This window comes from Micromonospora sp. II, from assembly GCF_001709195.1.
In the GTDB taxonomy this organism is placed as follows: domain Bacteria; phylum Actinomycetota; class Actinomycetes; order Mycobacteriales; family Micromonosporaceae; genus Micromonospora; species Micromonospora chalcea.
Genome location: NZ_LYXF01000057.1, coordinates 332,199 through 352,259, shown reverse-complemented (window position 1 = coordinate 352,259; position 20,061 = coordinate 332,199). Strand labels below are relative to the sequence as shown.

18 protein-coding genes are annotated in these 20,061 nt (G+C 67.7%); 12 read left to right on the top strand and 6 right to left on the bottom strand.

Annotated features, from left to right (window positions below; genetic code table 11):
* Positions 1-104 precede the first annotated feature (104 nt).
* Entirely contained in the window at positions 105-1,937 is a 1,833-nt protein-coding gene (locus A8711_RS24890; RefSeq protein WP_069089463.1) for an Hsp70 family protein, read from the bottom strand.
* 204 nt (positions 1,938-2,141) lie between these two features.
* On the opposite strand from A8711_RS24890, the gene A8711_RS24885 reads away from it, so the two are divergent.
* On the top strand, positions 2,142-3,092 hold the full coding sequence (locus tag A8711_RS24885) for a DUF6745 domain-containing protein (protein ID WP_124778841.1): 951 nt from the start codon (positions 2,142-2,144) through the stop codon (positions 3,090-3,092).
* 191 nt (positions 3,093-3,283) lie between these two features.
* Here A8711_RS24885 and A8711_RS24880 read toward each other — a convergent pair whose 3' ends face one another.
* Positions 3,284-3,958 (bottom strand): HNH endonuclease family protein, encoded by a 675-nt coding sequence (locus tag A8711_RS24880; RefSeq protein ID WP_069089461.1) that lies wholly within the window; start codon positions 3,956-3,958, stop codon positions 3,284-3,286.
* 412 nt (positions 3,959-4,370) lie between these two features.
* Between A8711_RS24880 and A8711_RS33230 the strand changes: the two genes are divergently transcribed.
* Positions 4,371-4,766: a DUF397 domain-containing protein gene (locus A8711_RS33230; RefSeq protein WP_369830127.1), complete on the top strand. Its 396-nt coding sequence runs from the start codon at positions 4,371-4,373 to the stop codon at positions 4,764-4,766.
* Between the two features lie 43 nt (positions 4,767-4,809).
* On the opposite strand, the gene A8711_RS24875 is transcribed toward A8711_RS33230, so the two are convergent.
* Both A8711_RS24875 and A8711_RS24865 read right to left on the bottom strand, forming a co-directional pair.
* Positions 4,810-5,757: a helix-turn-helix transcriptional regulator gene (locus A8711_RS24875; protein ID WP_069089460.1), complete on the bottom strand. Its 948-nt coding sequence runs from the start codon at positions 5,755-5,757 to the stop codon at positions 4,810-4,812.
* A gap of 889 nt (positions 5,758-6,646) precedes the next feature.
* Entirely contained in the window at positions 6,647-6,931 is a 285-nt protein-coding gene (locus tag A8711_RS24865; protein WP_124778842.1) for a hypothetical protein, read from the bottom strand.
* Positions 6,932-7,717: 786 nt separating this feature from the next.
* On the opposite strand from A8711_RS24865, the gene A8711_RS24860 reads away from it, so the two are divergent.
* A complete protein-coding gene (locus A8711_RS24860) occupies positions 7,718-9,103 on the top strand; it encodes a helix-turn-helix transcriptional regulator (RefSeq protein WP_069089457.1) in 1,386 nt (461 codons plus the stop codon).
* Here A8711_RS24860 and A8711_RS32170 read toward each other — a convergent pair.
* The gene (locus tag A8711_RS32170; protein WP_233607722.1) at positions 9,083-10,294 is read right to left on the bottom strand and encodes a prolyl oligopeptidase family serine peptidase; all 1,212 of its coding nucleotides are present in this window, start codon (positions 10,292-10,294) and stop codon (positions 9,083-9,085) included. The genes A8711_RS24860 and A8711_RS32170 overlap by 21 nt on opposite strands.
* 972 nt (positions 10,295-11,266) lie before the next feature.
* Here A8711_RS32170 and A8711_RS24850 point away from each other — a divergent pair.
* The 7 genes from A8711_RS24850 (at position 11,267) to fxlM (ending at position 18,459) form a co-directional block, all read left to right on the top strand.
* Positions 11,267-12,673: an APC family permease gene (locus A8711_RS24850; protein WP_069089456.1), complete on the top strand. Its 1,407-nt coding sequence runs from the start codon at positions 11,267-11,269 to the stop codon at positions 12,671-12,673.
* A 5-nt stretch (positions 12,674-12,678) separates the two neighbouring features.
* The gene (locus tag A8711_RS24845; RefSeq protein WP_069089532.1) at positions 12,679-13,695 is read left to right on the top strand and encodes an acetamidase/formamidase family protein; all 1,017 of its coding nucleotides are present in this window, start codon (positions 12,679-12,681) and stop codon (positions 13,693-13,695) included.
* On the top strand, positions 13,692-14,369 hold the full coding sequence (locus A8711_RS24840) for a GPP34 family phosphoprotein (protein ID WP_069089455.1): 678 nt from the start codon (positions 13,692-13,694) through the stop codon (positions 14,367-14,369). Before A8711_RS24845 ends, A8711_RS24840 begins: the two co-directional genes overlap by 4 nt.
* A gap of 949 nt (positions 14,370-15,318) precedes the next feature.
* Complete coding sequence (locus tag A8711_RS24835; protein ID WP_069089531.1) at positions 15,319-15,651, top strand: hypothetical protein; 333 nt, start codon at positions 15,319-15,321, stop codon at positions 15,649-15,651.
* Positions 15,652-15,801: 150 nt separating this feature from the next.
* Positions 15,802-16,290: a hypothetical protein gene (locus tag A8711_RS24830; protein ID WP_069089454.1), complete on the top strand. Its 489-nt coding sequence runs from the start codon at positions 15,802-15,804 to the stop codon at positions 16,288-16,290.
* Positions 16,291-16,302: 12 nt separating this feature from the next.
* The gene (locus A8711_RS24825; RefSeq protein ID WP_069089453.1) at positions 16,303-17,082 is read left to right on the top strand and encodes an aminoglycoside phosphotransferase; all 780 of its coding nucleotides are present in this window, start codon (positions 16,303-16,305) and stop codon (positions 17,080-17,082) included.
* 144 nt (positions 17,083-17,226) lie between these two features.
* Entirely contained in the window at positions 17,227-18,459 is a 1,233-nt protein-coding gene (fxlM, locus tag A8711_RS24820) for a methyltransferase, FxLD system (RefSeq protein WP_069089452.1), read from the top strand.
* A 272-nt stretch (positions 18,460-18,731) separates the two neighbouring features.
* Here the strand turns inward: fxlM and A8711_RS32960 are convergent, their stop codons facing one another.
* Positions 18,732-18,857 carry a hypothetical protein gene (locus A8711_RS32960; RefSeq protein WP_255365686.1) on the bottom strand — a complete coding sequence of 42 codons (126 nt, stop codon included), beginning with the start codon at positions 18,855-18,857 and terminating at the stop codon, positions 18,732-18,734.
* Positions 18,858-19,103: 246 nt separating this feature from the next.
* Here A8711_RS32960 and A8711_RS24810 point away from each other — a divergent pair, with 246 nt between their 5' ends.
* Positions 19,104-19,730 (top strand): hypothetical protein, encoded by a 627-nt coding sequence (locus A8711_RS24810; RefSeq protein WP_233607723.1) that lies wholly within the window; start codon positions 19,104-19,106, stop codon positions 19,728-19,730.
* Positions 19,727-20,044, top strand: a complete 318-nt coding sequence (locus A8711_RS24805; protein WP_069089450.1) for a hypothetical protein — start codon at positions 19,727-19,729, stop codon at positions 20,042-20,044. Before A8711_RS24810 ends, A8711_RS24805 begins: the two co-directional genes overlap by 4 nt.
* Positions 20,045-20,061: the final 17 nt, after the last annotated feature.

The window sequence follows — 20,061 nt, the reverse complement described above, 5'->3', positions numbered from 1 at the left end:
GTATCGCCAGGACGGCCAGGACGACGGTAGCGCCTGCGAGTCGCCGGGCCCCGTTCACCGCAGCTCCTCCTCCAAATTCGTCCGGTGGCATCGGGTTGGTGGGGTCATTGCGGCGGCCGGTGGGGGCGTAGTAGGTGGGTCCACATCTGGCGTAGCCACCAGGTGGTCACGGCGATGGCGTAGATGGCGCCGAGGATGCCGGAGGCGGGCCAGGAGACCAGGGCGGCGGTGATGACGGCGAGGGGTGCGCTGAGGATCAGGCGCAGGATCGGCTGGGACACGACGGCCATGACGGTGCCGATGCCCAGGAGCAGGCCTCCGACTCGGCCGGCGAGGTCGATCCAGAGGATCAGGTGGGGCCACCGGTCGGCGGTCAGGCTGTATTGGATGAGCAGCATCCCGGCAGCGGCGGTGAGCACGGATCCGGTGGGAAAGGCGAGCAATTTCGACCATCCGCCCGCGGGGGTGCGCCATTGCCGGGCGGCGATGAGGGCCATGACGGCGGCGGCGGTGATGGTCGGGGTGATGGGTAGCAGTGTCCAGCGCAGGAAGCCGTTGACGGGGTAGCCGACGTAGAGGCTTCCGACGACGGCGTACATGCCGCTGACGGCGACGCCGAGGGAGGCTGCGGCGAGGATTCCGGTTCCGGTGTGGATGCCGGGGCTGGTCGGGGTGGTGGTGCGGTTGGCGATGGTGGAGGCGAGGACGGTGCCGGCGCTGAGGCAGGCGATGACGGCGAAGACGGCGGCCATGGTCAGCTCGCCCCAGTTGAGGATCGCTTCGCGGTACATGAGGGAGCCGCGCCACTCAGGCGTGAGCAGGAACTGGGAGACCAAGGCGAGGGACGCGAAGCCGGGGAGGGCGATCGCGGCGGCGCGCCGCACCGGCGGTAGAGGTTCTTCGGTCGTGGTGGGGTCGATGGTGTTGGTGGCGCCTGCGTCGGCGGCGCCTCGGGCGGCGGCCAGGGTGGGCTGGTCGACGAGGGTGGAAGTGATGCCGGCGTCGGTGAGGGTCTTCGCCAGCAGGGGTAGGCGGGCGGTGCCGCCGACGCAGTAGACGCCGGTGAGGTCGCGGGGTGTGAGTTCCGCGGCGGTGATCGCTTCGGTGGTGAGGTGGGCGATGCGGTGCAGGACGGGCTGGGCGGCTTGGTCGAGCAGGCCGGTGTGGAGCACCACGGCCGGCCCGTCGGGTAGTGGCACGGTGACGGCCGGATGGTCAGTGAGGGCGTGTTTGCCGGCGCGGAGGCTGGCGACCATGGCCCATCGTTGCCCGCCGGTGCCGGGTGGGCTGGTGGTGAGTGTGGTGGTGAGGGCGTCGTCGATGGCGGTGCCGCCGGCGGTCGGGTCGGCGAGGGTGGCGAGGACTTCGAAGCGTGCGGGGCCGCGGCGCAGGACGCTGACTTCGGCGGTGGCGCCGACGTCGCAGACGGCGATGTAGGCGCCGACGGGCAGCTGCAGGCCGGTGGCGAGCAGGTGCCCGGCGACGGCGGTCGGCGCGTCGATCAACTGTGGTGGTGGGAGGCCGGCGCGGTGCGCGGCGTGGCGCATCCAGGTGCGTCGTCGTGGGCCCCAGCCTGCCGGGACGACGAGCCGCACGTCGTCGATGCCGGTGCCGGCGAGCTGGTGGGCTTGCTCGGCGACGTGGCGCAGGGTCGCGGCGACCAGGTCGAGCGGGTCGACGTCGGTGTCGGCGACGGTGAGTCGCTGCTCGGAGGGTTGGCGGGGGTGCGGGATGAACCGGTGCGGTGTGACCGGTGCGGCCCGCCAGGCGTGGTGGCCGGTCACGGTGGTGCCGTCCTCGCTGAGGAGGACGGCGCTGGGCAGGGCGGGTTCGCCGTCGAAGAGCAGCGGCGTCCAGGTGCCGTCCGGCCATGCCAGTACGGCGGTGGTGTCGACGCTGCCGTAGTCGATCGCCAGCCGCACCTGCCCCGATCGCATGGATGTCAGTCAAACATGAAGATCTCATTCACGTCATCCCTGAATCACTCACCGCAACCGGCCACGGCGCCCAGCACGGTCACAACAGCGAACGCCGGGACTGACGATCGGGCCTGGTTCCTCTAGGTCGCACATGGCCACTTGACCTGCAGCGGCATCGTCAACGGCATGCCGCACCATCGACCATTCGTCCAGGAGGACACCATGCATGACTCCACCAATCCGATCTCAGCGCACGGACAAGCCGTGGCGAGCCGATGGACGCAGGCGGCGTTGTCCTGCGAGCCCGCGGACCAAGCGCGCGCGGAGGCAGCCGTCCGCCTCGCCTACCGCAGCGCCGGGCATCCCGAGCCGTCGCGATTCCTGTGGTGCCCCTCTCCCCCGGCCGCCCTGCAGCAGGTGCGGCAGCTCCTCGACGACGGGCACACGTCACTGGTCGCCTCGGTACGCCGCGACGCCCTCAACAACGCGCTGGCAGCAGCACGAGCCCCGATCTGGGAGCAGACCAGCGACCACGACCAGTTCACCGCCTTCGGCGATTTCCACGACTTCATGGAATGGCACGGCTACTACGGCGAGCAGCGCTACGACGGCTTCGAGGCCCGCTACAACCTGATGGAGCACCGGTACCTCTGCAACCCGGTCACCAAGGGCGAGCGGTCCGCGCTCACACCGGTGCTGCAGGCGGTACGGCAGGTGTATAACCAGGTGCTGGGCCCGATCTGGGCGGCGATCGACCGCACCCTCACCGGCAGCTACATCATGCAATTCGCCTGGTACTGGAGCGACCAGCAGACGATCGTGAAGCGCAACGACGAGGGACGCGCCGTGATCCGTTACTGCCTGAATCCTCGCGACTGGTTCTTCGATCCGGCCTGGAACCTCTACCCCGACTGGCTTGTGCTCGCCGCGATCGACACCTACCAGCAGGTGCTCGGCACGGCACCCACCCCAGGGTGGGAGGGATGCCGTGACGTGGCGCTTGCGGCCGGGCCGTGGTGGCCCCTATCCGGGGTGGGCGTGATGATGCAACGCCCCACCGTTCTGCGACTCACCGACGACGGCCTGCTGCACGGCATCGACGAGCCGGCCGTTGTCTGGCCCGACGGCAGCACCCTGTGGGCCCGTGACGGTGCCATCGTCCCAACCGGGTGATCGCCCCGCGGCGGCACCTACGCCCCTTCCGATTGCGTCTCGGCGCTGGAGGGCGGGTCCGGTGTGGCGACCCGCCCTCCAGCGCGTCGGCGCCGCCATCCGTAGGCGCGCGGATGGGGCGGATGACGAGCGGCTCAGGGGTTGCCGTGCGTCGGCGCTCGTGCGGTCAGCCCAGGAGGCGGTGCGGAAGGCTAGGAGCTGCAGGTGTTCAGCATGCTCTGCAGCGCGGACTTCTCCGACGACTGCAAGCTCAACCCCCAGTTGTACTTCACCGTGATCCACATCTTGCTGTAAGTGCACCGGTACGACGACAACGGCGGCTGCCACGTCGACGGGTCCTGGTCACCCTTGGACTGATTCACATTGTCAGTCACCGCGATCAACTGCGGGCGGGTCAGGTCATTGGCAAAACTCTGCCGCCGGCTGGTGGTCCAACCGCTGGCGCCTGAACGCCACGCCTCGGCCAGGGGCACGACGTGATCGATGTCGACGTCGGAGGCGGCGGTCCAGGTCGCGCCGTCGTACGGGCTGTACCAGCGGCCCGAGGTCGCCGCGCAGCTGCTGTCGGTGACCACGGACGTGCCGTCGCGTTTGAGGACCGTCTCGCGGGTATTGCAGGTGCCGCTGATGGTGATCCAGTGCGGGAACAGATCCCGGGAGTACCCACTCGTCGACCCCTCACTCTTGACCGTCAGGGCGTTGAGCTGCGACTGGGCGGTGGCTTTGGAGGGAATACCGGGAGGTGTCGCTAGCGCTGGCGACGTGTCGATGGCGACCAGGCCGGCGCCGCCGATGACTACGGCTGCCGCGCCGGTCAGAGCTCGCCGAGCCAGTGAGAGTGTGGTGAGCCGTCGAGAGAGTCGCATGGGGCCTCCTAGGTGAGGCGGTCGTGGGATAGCACCGTCTTACCTCATCATGTCCATCGACACTCGCCACTGTGAAGGGCTGGCGACGCCCTCAGAAGCACCGGCCCTCGGCTGCTGCCGTCGGCGTGCTGGCAGACGGCGCCGACCCAGCGCAGATCGACACGTAGCGTGATTGGATAGGCGCGCTCGAGCCGTAGATCACACACAAGGCGGCGGCACCCGCTTTCGGGGTTCGACGGGTTCCTATCATCGAAAGCAACGAGGCGGGCTCGCAGACGAGGCGCAGGGCGCGACTAGATTCAAGGCCGCGCGACTGGCCACCAGCGACTCCAGGGCACCTCGATCGCTGCCGCATTGCTCCGCCACACGTCTGATAGTAGAACTTCTATGGACACTCCGATGTCATCGACTGATGCAACCCTCAAATCGAATGTGCGTTACGCGTCCTGCAGTAAGCACAGCACGAGGATCTACGCAAAAGTCAAAACCGGAACCCTGGTGGCGACATGGCAGCGCGCTTACAATCGCCTTATGCGCTGCAGCATCGATGGCAATTATGATCAATGCGACGCACCGGGCTGCCGCCTGCATAACCTCCCCCGCCCTCACGATCCACTCCGGAGGTGCAGGAATGACCGATACGTCGTGGAAGAAGAGCAGGCGCAGCCTTGCTGGCGACAACAATTGTGTTGAGGTTCGACTCACACCTCACTTCACGGCGGTCCGAGACTCGAAGAATCCAGACGGCTCCCGCCTTTACTTCACGAAGGAGGCATGGATGACCTTCGTTTCGACACTAAAAGCGTAAGGCCCTTTACGCGCTCCTAGACGAGGCACCAACGCGCGTCTCTTTACCTATGACCGCCGCGATGACCGTTGGAATACAGCCTGCGCCGCCTACGCTTCAACAAAGCCGCCCGCCGCAGACTTGCGGCAATGTCGGTGATCAGCTTCACCGTTTTTCCTTCGGGCAGGGCTAAAGTTTGCAGGAATTTGAATTCCTGCTCGTATGTTGCGATCGCTGCCGCATTGTCCTTCGTTATCAAACTGGTTTGACTGCTCTCCAAAAAGAGCATAGCGCCACGACTGCGGTTGGACGACCCGGGAAGCCCTGGAAGCTCGAGGAGCACGAATGCGCCTCGTAGGCCGGGATGCGCCCCGCGCTCCAGTGGGATGACCCGGAGGTGCACATGGCGCAGCGCAGCCATCCGCGCCAGGTGATTGAGCTGGTCGACCATTACCGCCCGACCCCCCACGGGCCGCCTCAGCGCCGACTCGTCCAGGATGAAGAACATCTCCGGCGGGGCTTCGCGCTTGAATACCTCCTGACGCTTCATACGGACTTCAACCTGCCGGTCGACCGTCGAACTGGACACCTCCGCTCCACCGACGCCTGCAATGACTGCTCGGGCGTACCTGCTGGTCTGGAGAAGACCCGGCAGAACCTGAGGTTCGGCCTGGCGGATCGTCGCCGCCGATCCTTCGAATCCCAGGTAAGCAAGGAAATCGGGATTGAGCACGTCCCGGTACCGCCCCCACTGCTGCTTGCGGCCCTCTCGCGCGAGAGCTTCCAGGCGCGATCGGACCTCCGGGTCGCCGACACCGTATTCGGCAAGGAGCGCCCTAAGGTCACTGAGCGAGAGTCCGACTTGCCCTGTTTCGATACGGATCAGCTTGGACAGCGACCAGCCAATATCGCTGGCGACTTCCCTCTGCGTCTTACTCTGCCGCTCTCGGAGTTGGCGAAGTTCAACCTGCAGCCGCCGTCGCTGCACCGCCGGCCCAACACTGGCCATCATGCCCGATTTCTCCTATATGCCGATTTATTAACTTTTAGCCTCACCGAGAGGTCGCCACTAAGAGTTACCATCTCTGCGTACGGCGTGGTCTTGCCTGCTCATCGTCGGCGAGTCGCCGACTTACTGAGCCCCCAAACGGTACCGTTGCTAGCGTCAGATAGCGACTAGCCACCTTTCGGCCGCACCTATTGGAGCCGCCCACCGCTGAACTCCACGAGGCAGCTTCGTCTCGTGACCCACTACCCCGACCATGGCCCCGAGCCAGCACGAAACTGGAGTCCAAGCGGTGTCCAGCACTCCTCCCCGCGAGGATGACTGCGCCTCATCCGGCGAGCGCGCAGACCACCCGCGAACACGAACACCCAGACAGGCATCCAACCCCTCCACAAGGGGACCGAACGCCAGCCAGCCCGGCCGCGAGGGGGTCTCTGACACGCCTCGTTCCGAGGTGCGCTCGAACAACAGGTCCACACCTCGGGCACCGCACCGTCCCGAAAAGCGTGAAGGCAGGCGGCCTTCAAGCTCGCCGCAGCGGCGGCAACGCCGGTCCGAAAGCCAGCCAACCAGTGCACCAGCAGCGAGACCGACGATGTCGGTACACCGTGGGCCCGATTGGCTAGTCACAGTCCTCGATTTCATCGAGCGTCAGCTAGACCACGCCAAGACCACCAAAGAGCGATGGAAGATCGCCGGCATCCTCATCGCCGTGCTCTGGGCACTCATGCTCCCGCCAGCCGTCATAGCCATCGTCTTCCTCAAGGAGATCGGCCCGTTGCCGGTAGCCGCCAGTGTGGTGGGGTCTGTCAGCGCCTTCGCAGCCCTTAAAGGGGTTCGCACCTTGATCAGCAACAGACGCCGAGGAGGAGACAGCGAGGACCGTCGCTAGGATCTAGCGATCTCGACCCCAGCTAGAGACGAATCGTTCGACAGCCGGCCCCAGGATCGCCTGCGCGAACCAGCCTGCCAGGGCGGCACCGACGATGGTGCCAGCAAGGATGATCGCCGTTCGGGCGCCAGCACCCAGGCTGTCACCGAGCAACCGCACCACCAGCGACACGACAAGCAGAAGGAGAGCCCACACGAGCCCGCCCACTGCGACAAGCACCAGCACGCCGATCGCTCGTCGACGCGTGGTGGTACCCGCCAACCCCGCACTGCTGCGTTCCTCGTCCATGTACACACCCGCCCGGATCGGGATTGACCTTCATGAGTTAAAGGCTACGTCGTTGTCCGCAAAGGACGTCGCCTCCCCCACGCCAGACGCCGCGCCATCACCCACGCCATTTCAGCACATCGACCGATGGCTCGGCGCGCAATCCCTTCCCAGGCGCGTCGTCGCGTCCCGGCGACACCATCTACCTGCGGCAGCAACTCACCAAGGGTGGTCATGAATCGGCCGGAACCACCGAATCGGCGCATCCTGGGCCAACACCTCGGTAGCCCGGAGCGTTCTCCGTAATCAACTTCTGCTATCACGAGGGTAGACCTCGATTCAGCCATAGAACTTCCACAAATATGGCCACTAGTCAGAGTCAAAGGCTAAGGACCTTCGGTATCGCGCTAACCGCCACCCCAGCACGGCTAGAGTTCCCGCTGCCAAGTGGCCTGCCGGCGCCGGGCCATCCCGCCTCGCACAGGCTGCGGCAAACTCCACCGCTCCGTCACCGAGGCATATCCACTGTCGATGTGATCTCCGTCGACGTGCGCGACGGAGATGACGTGTTGGAGATCAGCCCCGGAAGAACCCGGTCTCCTCCACTCTCGCCCCTCAAGGCGGTGGAGTGGAAGCAATCGATGCGGACAAAGCGGTTGTCCGCATGCAGTCACCGATGACTCGCTCCTGCATCTGCGCGTCTGGGTGCTCCTGGTTGCGCCACACTGAACACTGAGTGACCCTATGTGCGCGATATCTATGCTGCCCACCGCCATTGGCGGGAGAACAGCCAGAGGAGGCGGTGCTATGGGCCAGAGTCCGCGTATGCTCCAGCCGTCCCTGTCTGAGCGCCACTTCTTCGGCGCTGAGCTGCGTCGGCTCCGAGAGCGGGCCAACCTCTCGCAGGCGCGACTCGGCGCGATGATCCGATTCAGCGCTGACCTAGTGCGTCGGGTGGAAACAGCGGACCGTTTCCCGTCCCGAGAATTCGTTGAAGCCTGCGACAGGACGTTGGCGGCCGAAGGAGCGTTGGTCCGCCTGCTACCGCTTCTCGAGGCAAGTCGCGCCAACGAGCGCACGCGGACAACATCCCCGAGCGGTCCTAACAACGGCAGCACCCTGCTGGCCGCCCAGGCGGTGAAGACGCCTGGGGCGGCGGACATGGTCGTCCGTGTCCCCTTCCAACCCGGCGTTCTTGACCGCGCCGCGCTGGACTGGCTGAACGCCTCAGCGGGGCCCCATGTACCCATTGCCGCCCGAGCCGACGCGCCCGATCGGGTCTGCGAAGAAGATCTCGACTCCGCTGAGGCTGTCCTAGCGATGTTCCGCCAGTTGGATCACACCCACGGGGCCGGACGAGTCCACGCCCAGGTGCAGCGGTACGTCGAACGCGAACTGAACCGGCTTCTTGCCAGCCCGCCCGCCTCGGAGGCGATCGGCCGGCACCTCTACACCCTGGCGGCGGGATTCTTCGAGCTCTGCGGATACCAGGCGGTCGACACGGGTGCCCAGGGCCTGGCCCAGCGCCGCTACCTTCGCGCTCTTCGTCTGACCGAAGCCGCCGACGACCGCCTGTACGGCAGCTACCTGCTCGCCGTGAATATCGGCCATCTCGCGCTGCACTGCGGCCACCCCGAGCCGGCACGCCGGATGGCGTTGACGGCGGTGAGAGGAAGCGAGACCCGAGCGACACCCGCAGTGGCCGCAGCGCTGCACGCGGTGGTGGCGCGCACGCACGCCCGCCTTGGACGCGAAGACGACTGCCTGCTCCACCTCGACATCGCGGAAAAGCAACTGGTCCGCAGCAAGCCCGAGATCGAGCCAGCGTGGATCCAGTACTTCGACGCGGCGTACCTCGCCGACGAGATCGCCCACTGCTTCCATGACCTGGGTCGACCGCAGCAGACTCAACGGCACCTGGGCGACGCTCTCGCCGCCCTAAGCCCTACTCACGTCCGGCGACTCGCCATCGACACCGCGCTCCTGGCCTCGTCGCTGGTCGCCGCCGGGCGCATCGACGAAGCCTGCGCCACCGCACGCGTAGCAGTCGACTACACGGCACGAACCACCTCACACCGCTGCCTGCAGCGCATCGTCGAGGTACAGGCCGACCTCGAGCCCTACCGGTGCGAGCCGGAGGTCCGCGAGTTCGGCGAGTATGTGCGCCACCAGCTACCGCTTGCCGCGGTGTAACCCCTCTTGATTGTTGGCCGCACCCGCCATCACCGAGCGGTAGTGAGTCAGCTCCGCATCCAGCGCCGCGCCTGCTCGATCGGATGTCGCTACGTAGTGGCCGACATCCGGAAGGAGCAACACCTCGGGCGCCATACCGAGAGATGTCAACTCCTCGGCGAGTTCCCGCACATCCTCGATGACAGCCACCTCGTCGGCGGTGCCATGAATCAGCAGCACAGGACGCTGGACATCGGCGGCACGGACCGGGCCGGCACCGCCTCCCAGCCGCATCGCGTGCGCCCGCTGGAACCGGGGCACCGTCTGCGCCCACCGATCCGGATCCACAATCGCCGAAACGGCGGTCGCAGCAGCGAACGGCCCGTTCTCTGCCACCGCGTGCAACGCGGTGTATCCGCCGGCGCTGGCACCACGGATGAACACCTGGCCGGGCACCGCCCGTCCCGTCGACAGCAGGTGAACCGCCACCGCAGCGCAGTCATCGACATCGTCCAGGCCCCACCGGCCGTAAAGCGATTCCCGGAACACCCGGCCGTAGCCGGTGCTACCCAGGTAGTCGACATCAACGACGGCGAACCCGCGGCTGGTGAAGAACTGCGCCTGCCAGTCCAGGCGCAGCAGGCAGGATGCGGTCGGCCCAGGATGCGCCCGAACAATCACCGGTGCCCGCCAGTCCGACGCCGCGTCCGTCGGCGGGTACACCAGGGCGAGCACCTCCCTACCACTGGCCACTCGAACGCGCAGCTCCGTCGGCGTCGATACTCGCGTGCGGTCGAGTTCTGCGTGCTCCGGTCTGGCAAGTACCTCCACACGGACGTCAGCGCCCGCCAGGTCCACGAGAGCGACCTGCGGGGCTGCGGTCGGTGAGGATCCGATCAACGCCGCCGTCGTCCCTTGGATGGCGAGGTACGGCTTGATCGACGTGTAAGGAAGGTCGACCGGGCAGACAGTGCCGTCGGGCTCGATGACGACAAGGCGTTGTCGCGGCCCCTCCTGAACGATCGCGACTATCCGACCGTCGTCGAGGAACCCATACGACGTGTAACCCAACTCCCACGGCTCCGCAGCGCACTCACCCGCGATCGACGCCACAGCCTCCGCCTCAAGGCCGTTCCAGCGGTAAGGGTTCCACCAGCCGCTGCGGTCCGACACGAAGTACAACACTCCGTCGGGCCCCCACTGCGGCTCCACCGCCGATTCCTCTGGACCACCGGCCAGCTTCACGGGGTTCTCGACCCCACCGTGGCCTGAGTAGGAGGCGGTCCACACCTCGCAGGCATCCCACGGCATGTCGCGCTCACTCCAAGCGGTCCAAGCCAACCGACCAGGGCCTGGCCGAGGAGCGCCGAGAAACCCTGGGGACGAGACGAGAGTCCGCATCTGCGAGGCGCCAGTGAATGACACAGCGACGAGCTGGTCACCCTGCTCCGACTCTCGTACAGCCAGCAGCTCGCCGTCACCGATCGTTAAGTCGCCGAAGCACCCGCGGCTGACCAATTCGGGTTCATTGCTACGAGGGCGGCTCCGGTACAGGCCGTCCCCAGCGACGCACCACAACGTCCCCGCGGCAACAGCGAACGACCCGCCTCCGTACGCATGCACTCTGCTGGCGACATCGAAGTTCTTCGGACTGACGTCACGCTTGCCATCGCTTGCCCGCCAGCGTGTCACCGTAGTACCCCGGTCCGCTCCGGGGCGAGACTCCAGCCAATAAAGGCCATCCTCACCGGCACGTAGCTGGTCGTAGCTAACCGAGGCGCGGACGGCGTCGTCGACCGATAATTCGGCGGTCCTGTGCGCCACCCTCACATGTCCTCCTCGAACGACCCTCCCAACGGGCCGGACGACGGCAGGCTCCTCAACCGGTCGTCCGGGCGTCGGCAGGGCCAGCGGCTGATCTCGGCCCTGCAGGCGCCGCGAGTGCTCAGACGACCGACTCTACGCCCGAGCGGTGTGTCCCTGCCGCTGGATGCCTCCTTGTAACGTGCCCGCCCTCTCGTGTCGGCTCTCGATGCAGCTTCGATGCGGACATCAATCCTTGTCCGCATCTCCGGTATCGACCAAGGCATTCAGAGCGAGCCACCATTCGGAGCGATAAGCCTCTCATGGGTGGCACGGCGATAGATGTTCCGGCCCCCCTTACGAATTCGATGGAAGGGTCTAATGCAGCCACAGGATGAATTGGCGCGCTACGGCTACCGCCAAGAGTTGGGCCGGAGGCTGCGGTTCCGGGACTTGGTCGCGTACGGCTTGGTGTATATGGTGCCGATCGCGCCGATGGCGATCTTCGGCAGCGTGTACGCCGGCTCCGGTGGGATGGTGGCCCTGGCGTACGCGGTCGGTGTGGTGGCGTTGGTGTTCACGGCGTTTTCCTATGCTCAGATGGTCAAGGCGTTCCCGATGTCGGGCAGCGTCTACAACTACGCCGGCCGGGGCATCAGCGCACCGGTCGGTTTCCTGGCCGGTTGGGTGATCCTGCTCGACTACGTTCTCGTGCCGGGCTTGCTGTATCTGGTGGCGTCGGTGGCGATGCATGCGACGGTGCCGGCGGTGCCGGTGTGGTTGTGGCTGCTGGGGTTCGTCGCGGTGAACACGGTCGTCAACTCGGTCGGCATACGGATGACCGCGATGGTGACTCGGGTGATGCTCGTCGGCGAGCTGATCGTCCTGGCGGTCTTTCTGGCCGTCGCCTGCTGGGCTCTCGCCTCGGGTAGGGGCCGGTTCAGCTGGGACGCGTTCTACAACGCCGACACGTTCACCTGGGCCGTGGTCGCGGGGGCGGTGTCGATCGCCGTCCTCAGCTTCCTGGGCTTCGACGGCATCAGCATGCTGGCCGAGGAAACCAGGGGCGGCTCTCGGCAGATCGGCCGGGCAATGGCCGCCGTTCTCGTCCTGGCGGGGGTGTTGTTCATCGCCCAGACGTGGCTGGCCGCGATGCTCGTCCCCGACCCAGGCGTGCTCCTGGCGCAGGCTGACCCGAACGGCACCGCCTTCTACGACGCCGCCGCGGTGGCCGGCGGCGGCTGGCTTGCGATGCTGTGCGCGGTGGCGACGGCCATCGCGTGGGGGTTGCCGAACTCAATGGTCGCGCAGGTCGCGACATCCCGGCTGCTGTACGCGATGGCCCGCGACCGGCAGCTCCCGGCCTTTCTGGCAAAGGTGTCGATCCGCCGCAACGTGCCGATCAACGCCACCCTGCTCACCGGCGCCGTGTCCCTCACGCTGGGCCTGTACATGGCCACCCGCGCCGACGGGATCACCCTGCTGTCATCGCTGATCAACTTCGGGGCGATGGTCGCGTTCCTGGTCCTGCACGTCTCCGTCGTCGTGCACCACCTCATCCGGCGGCGCAGCGGCAACTGGTGGGCACACCTCGTCATGCCCGGTATCGGGTTCGCGATCCTCGCCTACGTAGTGGTGAACGCGAACATCGCCGCGCAGCGCCTCGGCCTGGCCTGGCTCGCCCTCGGCATGGTCGTGCTCGCCGGCCTCTACGCCACCGGCCGCCGCCCGTCGCTGTCCGGCCTGGCGCCAGTGCAGCGGTCCGCTCGTGACCTGGAGCGGGTGTGACCACGATGTCTTCCGGAAGTCACTTCACGTATCGGCCGACGCGCGACGAGCTGGCCTACACCTTCGGCGGGCGGATCCCGGTAGCGCATGTGCGCTCCGGTGACGTGTTCATCGTGCACACCGAGGACTGCTTCGGCGGCCGGGTGCGAGGGCCGGCGGACCTGCCGTCGCAGGTGTGCGCGATGCCGTATCTGAATCCGGTGTCGGGGCCGTTCTTCGTCGAGGACGCCGAACCCGGCGACACCCTCGCCGTCCACATCGCCTCGATCGTCCCGGCCCGGGACTGGGGAGTGTCCGCGACGTTCCCGTACTTCGGGGCACTGACCTCCACTCCGCACACCGCGACCCTCCAACCACCCCTCGACGAGCGCGTCTGGGTCTACCACATCGACCCCACCGCCGGAACCGTGCGGTACTGCGCCACCAGCAGCGACCACAGCGTTGAGCTGCCGCTGGATCCGATGATCGGCACGATCGGCGTCGACCCCGCCGCGATGGAAACCCGCGCCACGATCGTCCCGGACTACTACGGCGGGAACCTCGACACCCCGCAACTGCGCGCCGGCACCACCCTCTACCTCGGCGTCAACGTCCACGGCGCGCTCCTCGCCCTCGGTGACGGACACGCCCGCCAAGGCGAAGGGGAGGCGTGCGGGGTCGCGGTGGAGATCGCCACCGTCACCACCCTCGCCGTCGAGGTCATCAAGGGCGGCCTTCCCACCGCGTGGCCGCGGCTGGAAACCGACACCGCGATCATGTCCGTCGGCTGCGCCCGACCACTCGAGGACGCCTACCGCATCGCCCACCAGGACCTCACCACCTGGACCGCCGACCTGTGCCGTCTGGACACCCTCGACGCCTACCAGCTCATCTCCCAAGCCGGCCGGGCGCCGATCGGCAACGTCTGCGACCCCAACTACACAATCCTCGCCGCCATCGACAAAGCCCACCTCCCCCAGCCGCAGCCCGCCTACGCAGACGCCCACGCCCGGCTCCGCAGCCTCACCCAGGGGCAGCCATGACCGCGCCGGTGCCCGGGCTGCCGCTGCGCGACGAGCTGTACCTGCTCGCCCACAACGACGACACCGGCCAACCCCACATCCACCGCCAAGCCCTGGCCCTCGGTCTCGCCGGCGCCGTCCTCATCGACCTCGTCCTCACCGGCCGCACCACCCTCGACGGCAGCGGCCATCCGGCCAGGGAGCAGCGGATCCGGCTGCACATCGACCGGCCCGTCGGCGACCTCATCACCGACGCCGCCCTCACCAGCCTGCGCCACACCCGGCCCGCCCCACCGCTGCGCCACTGGCTGCGCGGATTCGCCGACGACCTCTACGAACGCACCCGCGCCGGCCTGCACGCCGCAGGAATCCTCCGCCACACCAGCCACCGCCGACTCGGCGGACTGATCCGCGCCGACACCTACCTTCCCACCCACCAGCGGTGGCCCGTCATCGCGCGCGCTCGCCTGCGCTACCTCGCCGACGGCCGCGAGCAACCCGACAACCACACCGCCGCCCTCGCCGGACTCGTCGTCGCCCTCAACCTCACCGACCACCTCTATCTCCATGACGACACCACCACCGTCGCCGCCCAGCTGCGCGCCATCGCCGAGCAACACCACCGGCCCGTCCGCGACATCACTACCGCCGTCGACGCCGCCGTCGGCGACCTCGCCACCGCCACCTACCGCTAACCACGAGGAAGGAACCCCCGACACCGTGCTGCTCCCCTCGACGGTCCCCACCCGCCTGGCGGTGAACCTGGTCGGCAGCGTCCTGCTCGCCGACTGCCCCGCCAGCTCCCCCGGCCATCCGAGGCCCGCGTCGACCGCGCCCACGGTCGCCGGCAGCCGATCCGCCACCACGCACCCCAGCGCCACCGGGCCAGGATTGACCCCGTGGCAGCGGCTCACCGCCCTCGCCGACCCCATCGACACCACACCCGGCGAGGCGCCGAGGAAAACGAACGAGCACCTGCCCGGCGGCTTGCACCCATACCTGCCCGAAGCACTCCTGGAAGACGCGGACGTGCTGGCCGGGGCGGTAGCGCCCCGAGAACTGGCCACCGACCTCGCCTATTCGCGGGTGCTCATCAGCGGTGTCGTCGCGCTCGTGAGCAGCCGATCCCTCGACCAGGCCCTGCGGGCGACGAGCCTGCGTGTCATCGCCGACATCCCCGGCATCACCTCCCGCGGCCAGAGCACCGACCTCGTCGGCTGCACCGGCCTGACGTTTACCGTCACCGCCGACGGATCCACCTCGCAGCTCCTGGTCGACCCGCAAATCGGCGAGGTCCTCGCCGCGCACGAACGGCTGACCGGCCGCCGGGCGGGCCTGTTCTCGTACGTCCTCATCCTCGAACGCGGCCACACCACCTACGCCGGCGCCCCGTCGGACCCTGACCGGCCGGCCACCAACCTCCACCGTCGCAGGCGCGATCAGCAGCAGGGGTCACCCGAGCTGCGACGCGTAGCCACTGCAGCATCAGGCCACCGAATCATGGCCACCGCCTACCGACAGTGGCGAAGGAAAGAGGTACGTCCTCATGGCTCTACATACGTGGGCCGGCTCTGGCCGTCGAACGGGCCCGAGCGAGCAACCCCGCCAGGAACGGCAGGTGCGAGCATCTGGGAGCCGTCGGTGATGTCGTCGCAGTTGCAGACGCCGGGCGCCGGCCCGACGCCAGATCGGCCGCGCTACCGCACGCAGACGACGCCTCCTCACACCCCGCTGCGGCCGACGTGGGCATGCCGGGCATGCGGTCAGGCGTGGCCGTGCCCGCAGGCGCGGCTGTTGTTGAAAGTGGAGTACGAATCGGCTCTCCCTGCGCTCTCGATCTACCTCAGCGGGCTGATGTTCGAGGCGATGCGTGACCTGTTCCATCTCAACCCACACGACGGACCGAGCCCGCAGGAGATGTTCGACCGCTTCGTGGCCTGGGGCCCCTTCCGCAGATCAATCCTGAAGCAGCGGTGAGCAAGCACCGCAGCCTGCCGCTGGTGAGGGGACCTCCGCGACGGCCTGGCCGCGACGTCCCCTCTACATCACCGCACGACAAACGCTCGCATCACCGCCCCGACGGCGGCCTGATACGCGCTCATCCCCGTTCGCGATCAAGGAGGAACCTTGAGCATCACCGCAGACAAACCCGTCACGACCGTCGCACAGGACCCGCGCACGCTCGTGTCGGCCGAGGTGTTCGACAAGCTGACCCGCTACTTCGCCGCCCGGCAGGAGGTAAGCCACACCTACGCCGAGCGTGCGGTCGGGCAATTCCTGGTCTTCCTGAAGGCCCACGCCGACCACGTCGGCAAGCCCGACTTCGGGATGCTCCTGCCAACCGGCGAGTCCTACCGGGTCGTGCCCACCCGACCGGTCGACGCCGTCTGGCACGCCCTACTGCAGATCAGCGAGCCCTACACCGCCGCCTGTCACCAGATCGCCGGCCACTACGTGCACCACCGGCCGATCCTGACCGAAGCCATGCGAGACGGCACCGCGATCACCTACACCCTCGCGGCGTTGCACGACACCGGCTACCAGATCGACATGGAATTCTGGGGCGGTGAGGCCGAGTCCTGCTGTCCGCCGAACCCGCCGCAACCCGGCCGGTAACAGGAGAACCTGATGCGCAGCGACTGGACGACCCTGCCCCACAGCGTGATCACCAAAACCACCGAACAGGTCGGTGGAGCGTTCGAGGCAACCCCGGCACCCGACGGCAACCACGCACAGATCGCCTCGACCGTCACCGGCCCGTCCGGACCGGTCTTCGTCAAAGCGGCCTGCGGCGAATGGGCCGTCCAGTCGCTGCGCTACGAGCTGGCCGTCACCCAAGCCGTCGACCGGTACCCGCCAGCGCTGCGGTGGCACTTCGAGGCCGATGGCTGGCTGGTGGTGGGAACTGAGYATCTCGCCGGCCCTCACCCCGACCTGTCCCCCGGCAGCCCCGATCTCGACCTGCTCACCGCCGCCCTGAAAGACCTTCAGCAGACGCCGGCGCCGGGCGATCGGTGGTTCACCCCGGCCGAGCGGCTCGGGTTCACGCACCCGGCGATGGACGGCGGGACACTCGTGCACTCCGACCTCAACCCGACCAACCTGATCGTCACCCCGCACGGCCTGCGCATCGTCGACTGGGCCTGGGCCACCAAGGCAGCGGCATGGGTCGAACTGGCACTACTCGTCCAATGGCTGATCGGCAGCGGCCACACCGCCGACCAAGCCGAAGACTGGCTCGGGCAATTCCCGGCCTGGACCGGCACAAGCGGTGACGTGCTAGACCACTTCGCCTCGGCCAACGCCGCGAAGTGGGCGGCCAAGGCCCGACACAACACCGAGCGCTGGGTACACGACCTCGCCCGATGGACCGGCGACTGGGCGATCCACCGGGTCCGCGGGGCGTAGCTCAAGGCCGTGAGCCGCAGCCGAGGGCCCGGCGGTCTTGACAACCGACAGGCTGGACAAGGTCACCCCACGCCACAGGATCTCGGCCCGACAAAGTCAGGAATGAACACGCGCGCTGAGCGCCCGAACCGCAGGGAGCCAACAATGGCCGATCCGCTCGACACCGAGCTCACGGAGACGGCTCGCGCTCGACTGGTCGACAAGCTGCTCGCCGACGGTGCGATCACCTCACCGGCCGTGGAAGCGGCCTTCAGACAGGTCCCCCGCCACCTGTTCACGCCCTCGGGAATCAGTGTCGAGGCCGCGTACGCCGACCACGTGGTAGTCACCCGCCGCGGCCCGGACGGCAAGGCGACCAGTTCGATCTCAGCGCCGTGGCTTCAAGCCGCCATGCTGCACGCCGCCCACCTCCAACCCGGCGCACGGGTGCTGGAGGTCGGATCCGGCGGCTACAACGCCGCGCTCATCGCCGAGGTCGTCGGCCCACACGGCACGGTCACCAGCATCGACATCGACCCCGCCGTCACCGCCCACGCCCGCACCGCCCTCGACACCGCCAGCTACCCGCACGTTGCAGCGGTGCACGCCGACGCGGACAAAGGCTGGGCGGCGGCCGCCCCGTACGACGCCATCATCGTCACCGTCGAGACCAGCGACATCCCACCCGCCTGGACCGACCAGCTCACCCCCGACGGCGTCCTCGTCGCCCCACTTCGGATGCGAGGCCACACCCGCTGCCTCACCCTCATCCGCGACAGCGGACACCTCGTCGCCACCAATGCCCTCGTCTGCGGCTTCGTCCCGATACAAGGCGCCGGCGCCAACCCCGTCACACCACACCACCTACGCGGCGACGACGTCACCGTATTCGTCGACGACCCTGTCACCGAGGCCCTGGATCTCCGCGCGCTGCCCGCCGCCCTCGACGGACCGCGGCACGACGCCTGGTCACCGGTCACCACCCCACCGGCGACCCCGTTCGACACCCTGCAACTATGGCTGGCCAGCCAACCCCACCCTCACGGTCTGCTCGCCGTCGACCGGCAGCGCGCCGCCGACCTGGCACCGCAGAACTGGGTGGCCTGCCCGGCCCTGCTCACCGCCGACAGCATCGCCTACCTCGCCACCCGCCAACTCGACAACACCACCTGGCAGTTCGGCGCCCACGGCTACGGGCCCCGCGCCGCCGCACTCACCGACCGCATGCTCGACCTCATCGGCACCTGGGACCGCCACCACCGACACCAACCCGGCCCGCACATCGCCGTCTACCCCACCGGCACCGCACCCAGCCCCACCAACCACCTGCGGCTACTGATCCCCCGCCCGCACACCACCATCGCGATCACCTGGACCAGCAACGGCCATCCCGCATAACCAGCAACAGCCCCTCCACGCCCGCGCGAAGAACCGTCGCGAACAGAAGCGGCAGAACGGCACCCGCACCCAAGTTCTATCCCCGCCTCACGCCGCAGCCCACCCTTGTGTAATCAGTCAACGGGATCCACGGACCGCGGCGACTCCGCAGGCAAGCACGAACGCGAGCACGATCAACGCGATCCTCAGCCAGGGCACATCCCGTACCGGCCGGACACCGATCGATGCCGCCAGCCCCGACTGAGCCAGCAACAGCACACACACGACGACGCTCAACGCCGATACGTGTTCCCGAACTCGAACCAGAACACCCAGGCTCCGGCGATGGCGGGGACGACCATCAGCAGGCTCAGACCGATCAGCGGGACGGCAAGCCTCCACCGCAAACGGGCATCCACCGCCGCTCCCTCCGTCTACCGCCGTCGGCACACACACTGCCACCCTGCGGTCAGCAAGAGCTCCACGCGCGGCGGATCCTCGGCCTCGGCGGCAGACTGCCGCAGGAAGCCGAACACCCTCCCCCATGGGCTCTCGCGTTTCCCGTACGGTGTCCCTGCGCCGTAACGAGCAAATCACCGTATGCGTTGGCCATCTCGCGGGGGCTGAGACTGATGTTCGGAGACAGAGCCAACCTTCGGCTGTCCATGGCACACCTCGACTTCCTCGGCGACGACGAGACGCTTCGCACGAACGCCGCACACGCTGTCGACGAGTTCGCTTCCCGGTCCGCGCCGAGGCTCCACTCCGGCCAGGACCGCACAGCGTCCGTGAGCCTCGTCCTCGCCAGGTCCGGACAGGTGGAGGACGTGACGATCAGCCACGACTGGCGACGCCAGGCCGGCGTGACCCGTATCGGGGATGCCGTCTACGAGGCATACACCCGCGCGCTGGGAAGCCTCCTCGAAACCACCGCACTCGAGGAGTTGCAGCGAGACCAGCCCGCCCCGGCACGACCAGCACAGCCGCCAGCCACCAGCACGAAGCCCGAACTCGACCAAGCCCTCTGGCTGCAGCGCACGTGGGGCGCCCTGCACCACATCGACGCCGAACTCGCCCGGCTGACCCACGCACCGAAGCAGCCCGAGCAACGGACGATCTCCAGTCCGCACGGATGCCTGACGCTTCACCTGCGCGGCGCGGGCATCACGGCGATCACCTCAGACACGGCGCGCGTCGCCCGCATGGACACCGAACAACTCCGGTTCGAGACCCGATCACTCTTCCGGACCTACGAGCTCGCCCGTCCCGGCGAGACGGAGGCGCGATCATGAAGGACCTGGAAGTCATCACCGACGCGCTGCGCGACGAGGGCAAGAAGTGGCTGGCGATGTCCGACAGCATCGCGGCGGTCAAGACAGCCGCCGAACAGCTGCACCTCGAGCCGTCCGCGTTCTTCATCGGCGACGCGAGCGTCGTCCTGCACGCCGGCTCCTACCGGGACTTCCACACATTCATGGTGCGGATCCTCAACGGCGCCGTCACCGAGTTCGATCAGATCGGCGCGGCGCTGCGACGCATCGCTGACGAGTACGACCGGGCCGACGAGGTCATCTCCCTGGACCTCGACAAGATCTACCGCGCATGACGATGGAAGGCAGTGCA

Coding starts and splice junctions, on each gene's coding strand:
- A8711_RS24880 (WP_069089461.1), bottom strand. CDS start 3,958: ATGCGACTCTCTCGACGGCTCACCACACTCTCACTGGCTCGGCGAGCT.
- A8711_RS24840 (WP_069089455.1), top strand. CDS start 13,692: ATGACCGCGCCGGTGCCCGGGCTGCCGCTGCGCGACGAGCTGTACCTG.
- fxlM (WP_069089452.1), top strand. CDS start 17,227: ATGGCCGATCCGCTCGACACCGAGCTCACGGAGACGGCTCGCGCTCGA.
- A8711_RS24850 (WP_069089456.1), top strand. CDS start 11,267: ATGCAGCCACAGGATGAATTGGCGCGCTACGGCTACCGCCAAGAGTTG.
- A8711_RS33230 (WP_369830127.1), top strand. CDS start 4,371: ATGCAACCCTCAAATCGAATGTGCGTTACGCGTCCTGCAGTAAGCACA.
- A8711_RS24890 (WP_069089463.1), bottom strand. CDS start 1,937: ATGCGATCGGGGCAGGTGCGGCTGGCGATCGACTACGGCAGCGTCGAC.
- A8711_RS24835 (WP_069089531.1), top strand. CDS start 15,319: ATGTCGTCGCAGTTGCAGACGCCGGGCGCCGGCCCGACGCCAGATCGG.
- A8711_RS24810 (WP_233607723.1), top strand. CDS start 19,104: ATGGCACACCTCGACTTCCTCGGCGACGACGAGACGCTTCGCACGAAC.
- A8711_RS24845 (WP_069089532.1), top strand. CDS start 12,679: ATGTCTTCCGGAAGTCACTTCACGTATCGGCCGACGCGCGACGAGCTG.
- A8711_RS24865 (WP_124778842.1), bottom strand. CDS start 6,931: ATGGACGAGGAACGCAGCAGTGCGGGGTTGGCGGGTACCACCACGCGT.
- A8711_RS24885 (WP_124778841.1), top strand. CDS start 2,142: ATGCATGACTCCACCAATCCGATCTCAGCGCACGGACAAGCCGTGGCG.
- A8711_RS24805 (WP_069089450.1), top strand. CDS start 19,727: ATGAAGGACCTGGAAGTCATCACCGACGCGCTGCGCGACGAGGGCAAG.
- A8711_RS24860 (WP_069089457.1), top strand. CDS start 7,718: ATGGGCCAGAGTCCGCGTATGCTCCAGCCGTCCCTGTCTGAGCGCCAC.
- A8711_RS24875 (WP_069089460.1), bottom strand. CDS start 5,757: ATGATGGCCAGTGTTGGGCCGGCGGTGCAGCGACGGCGGCTGCAGGTT.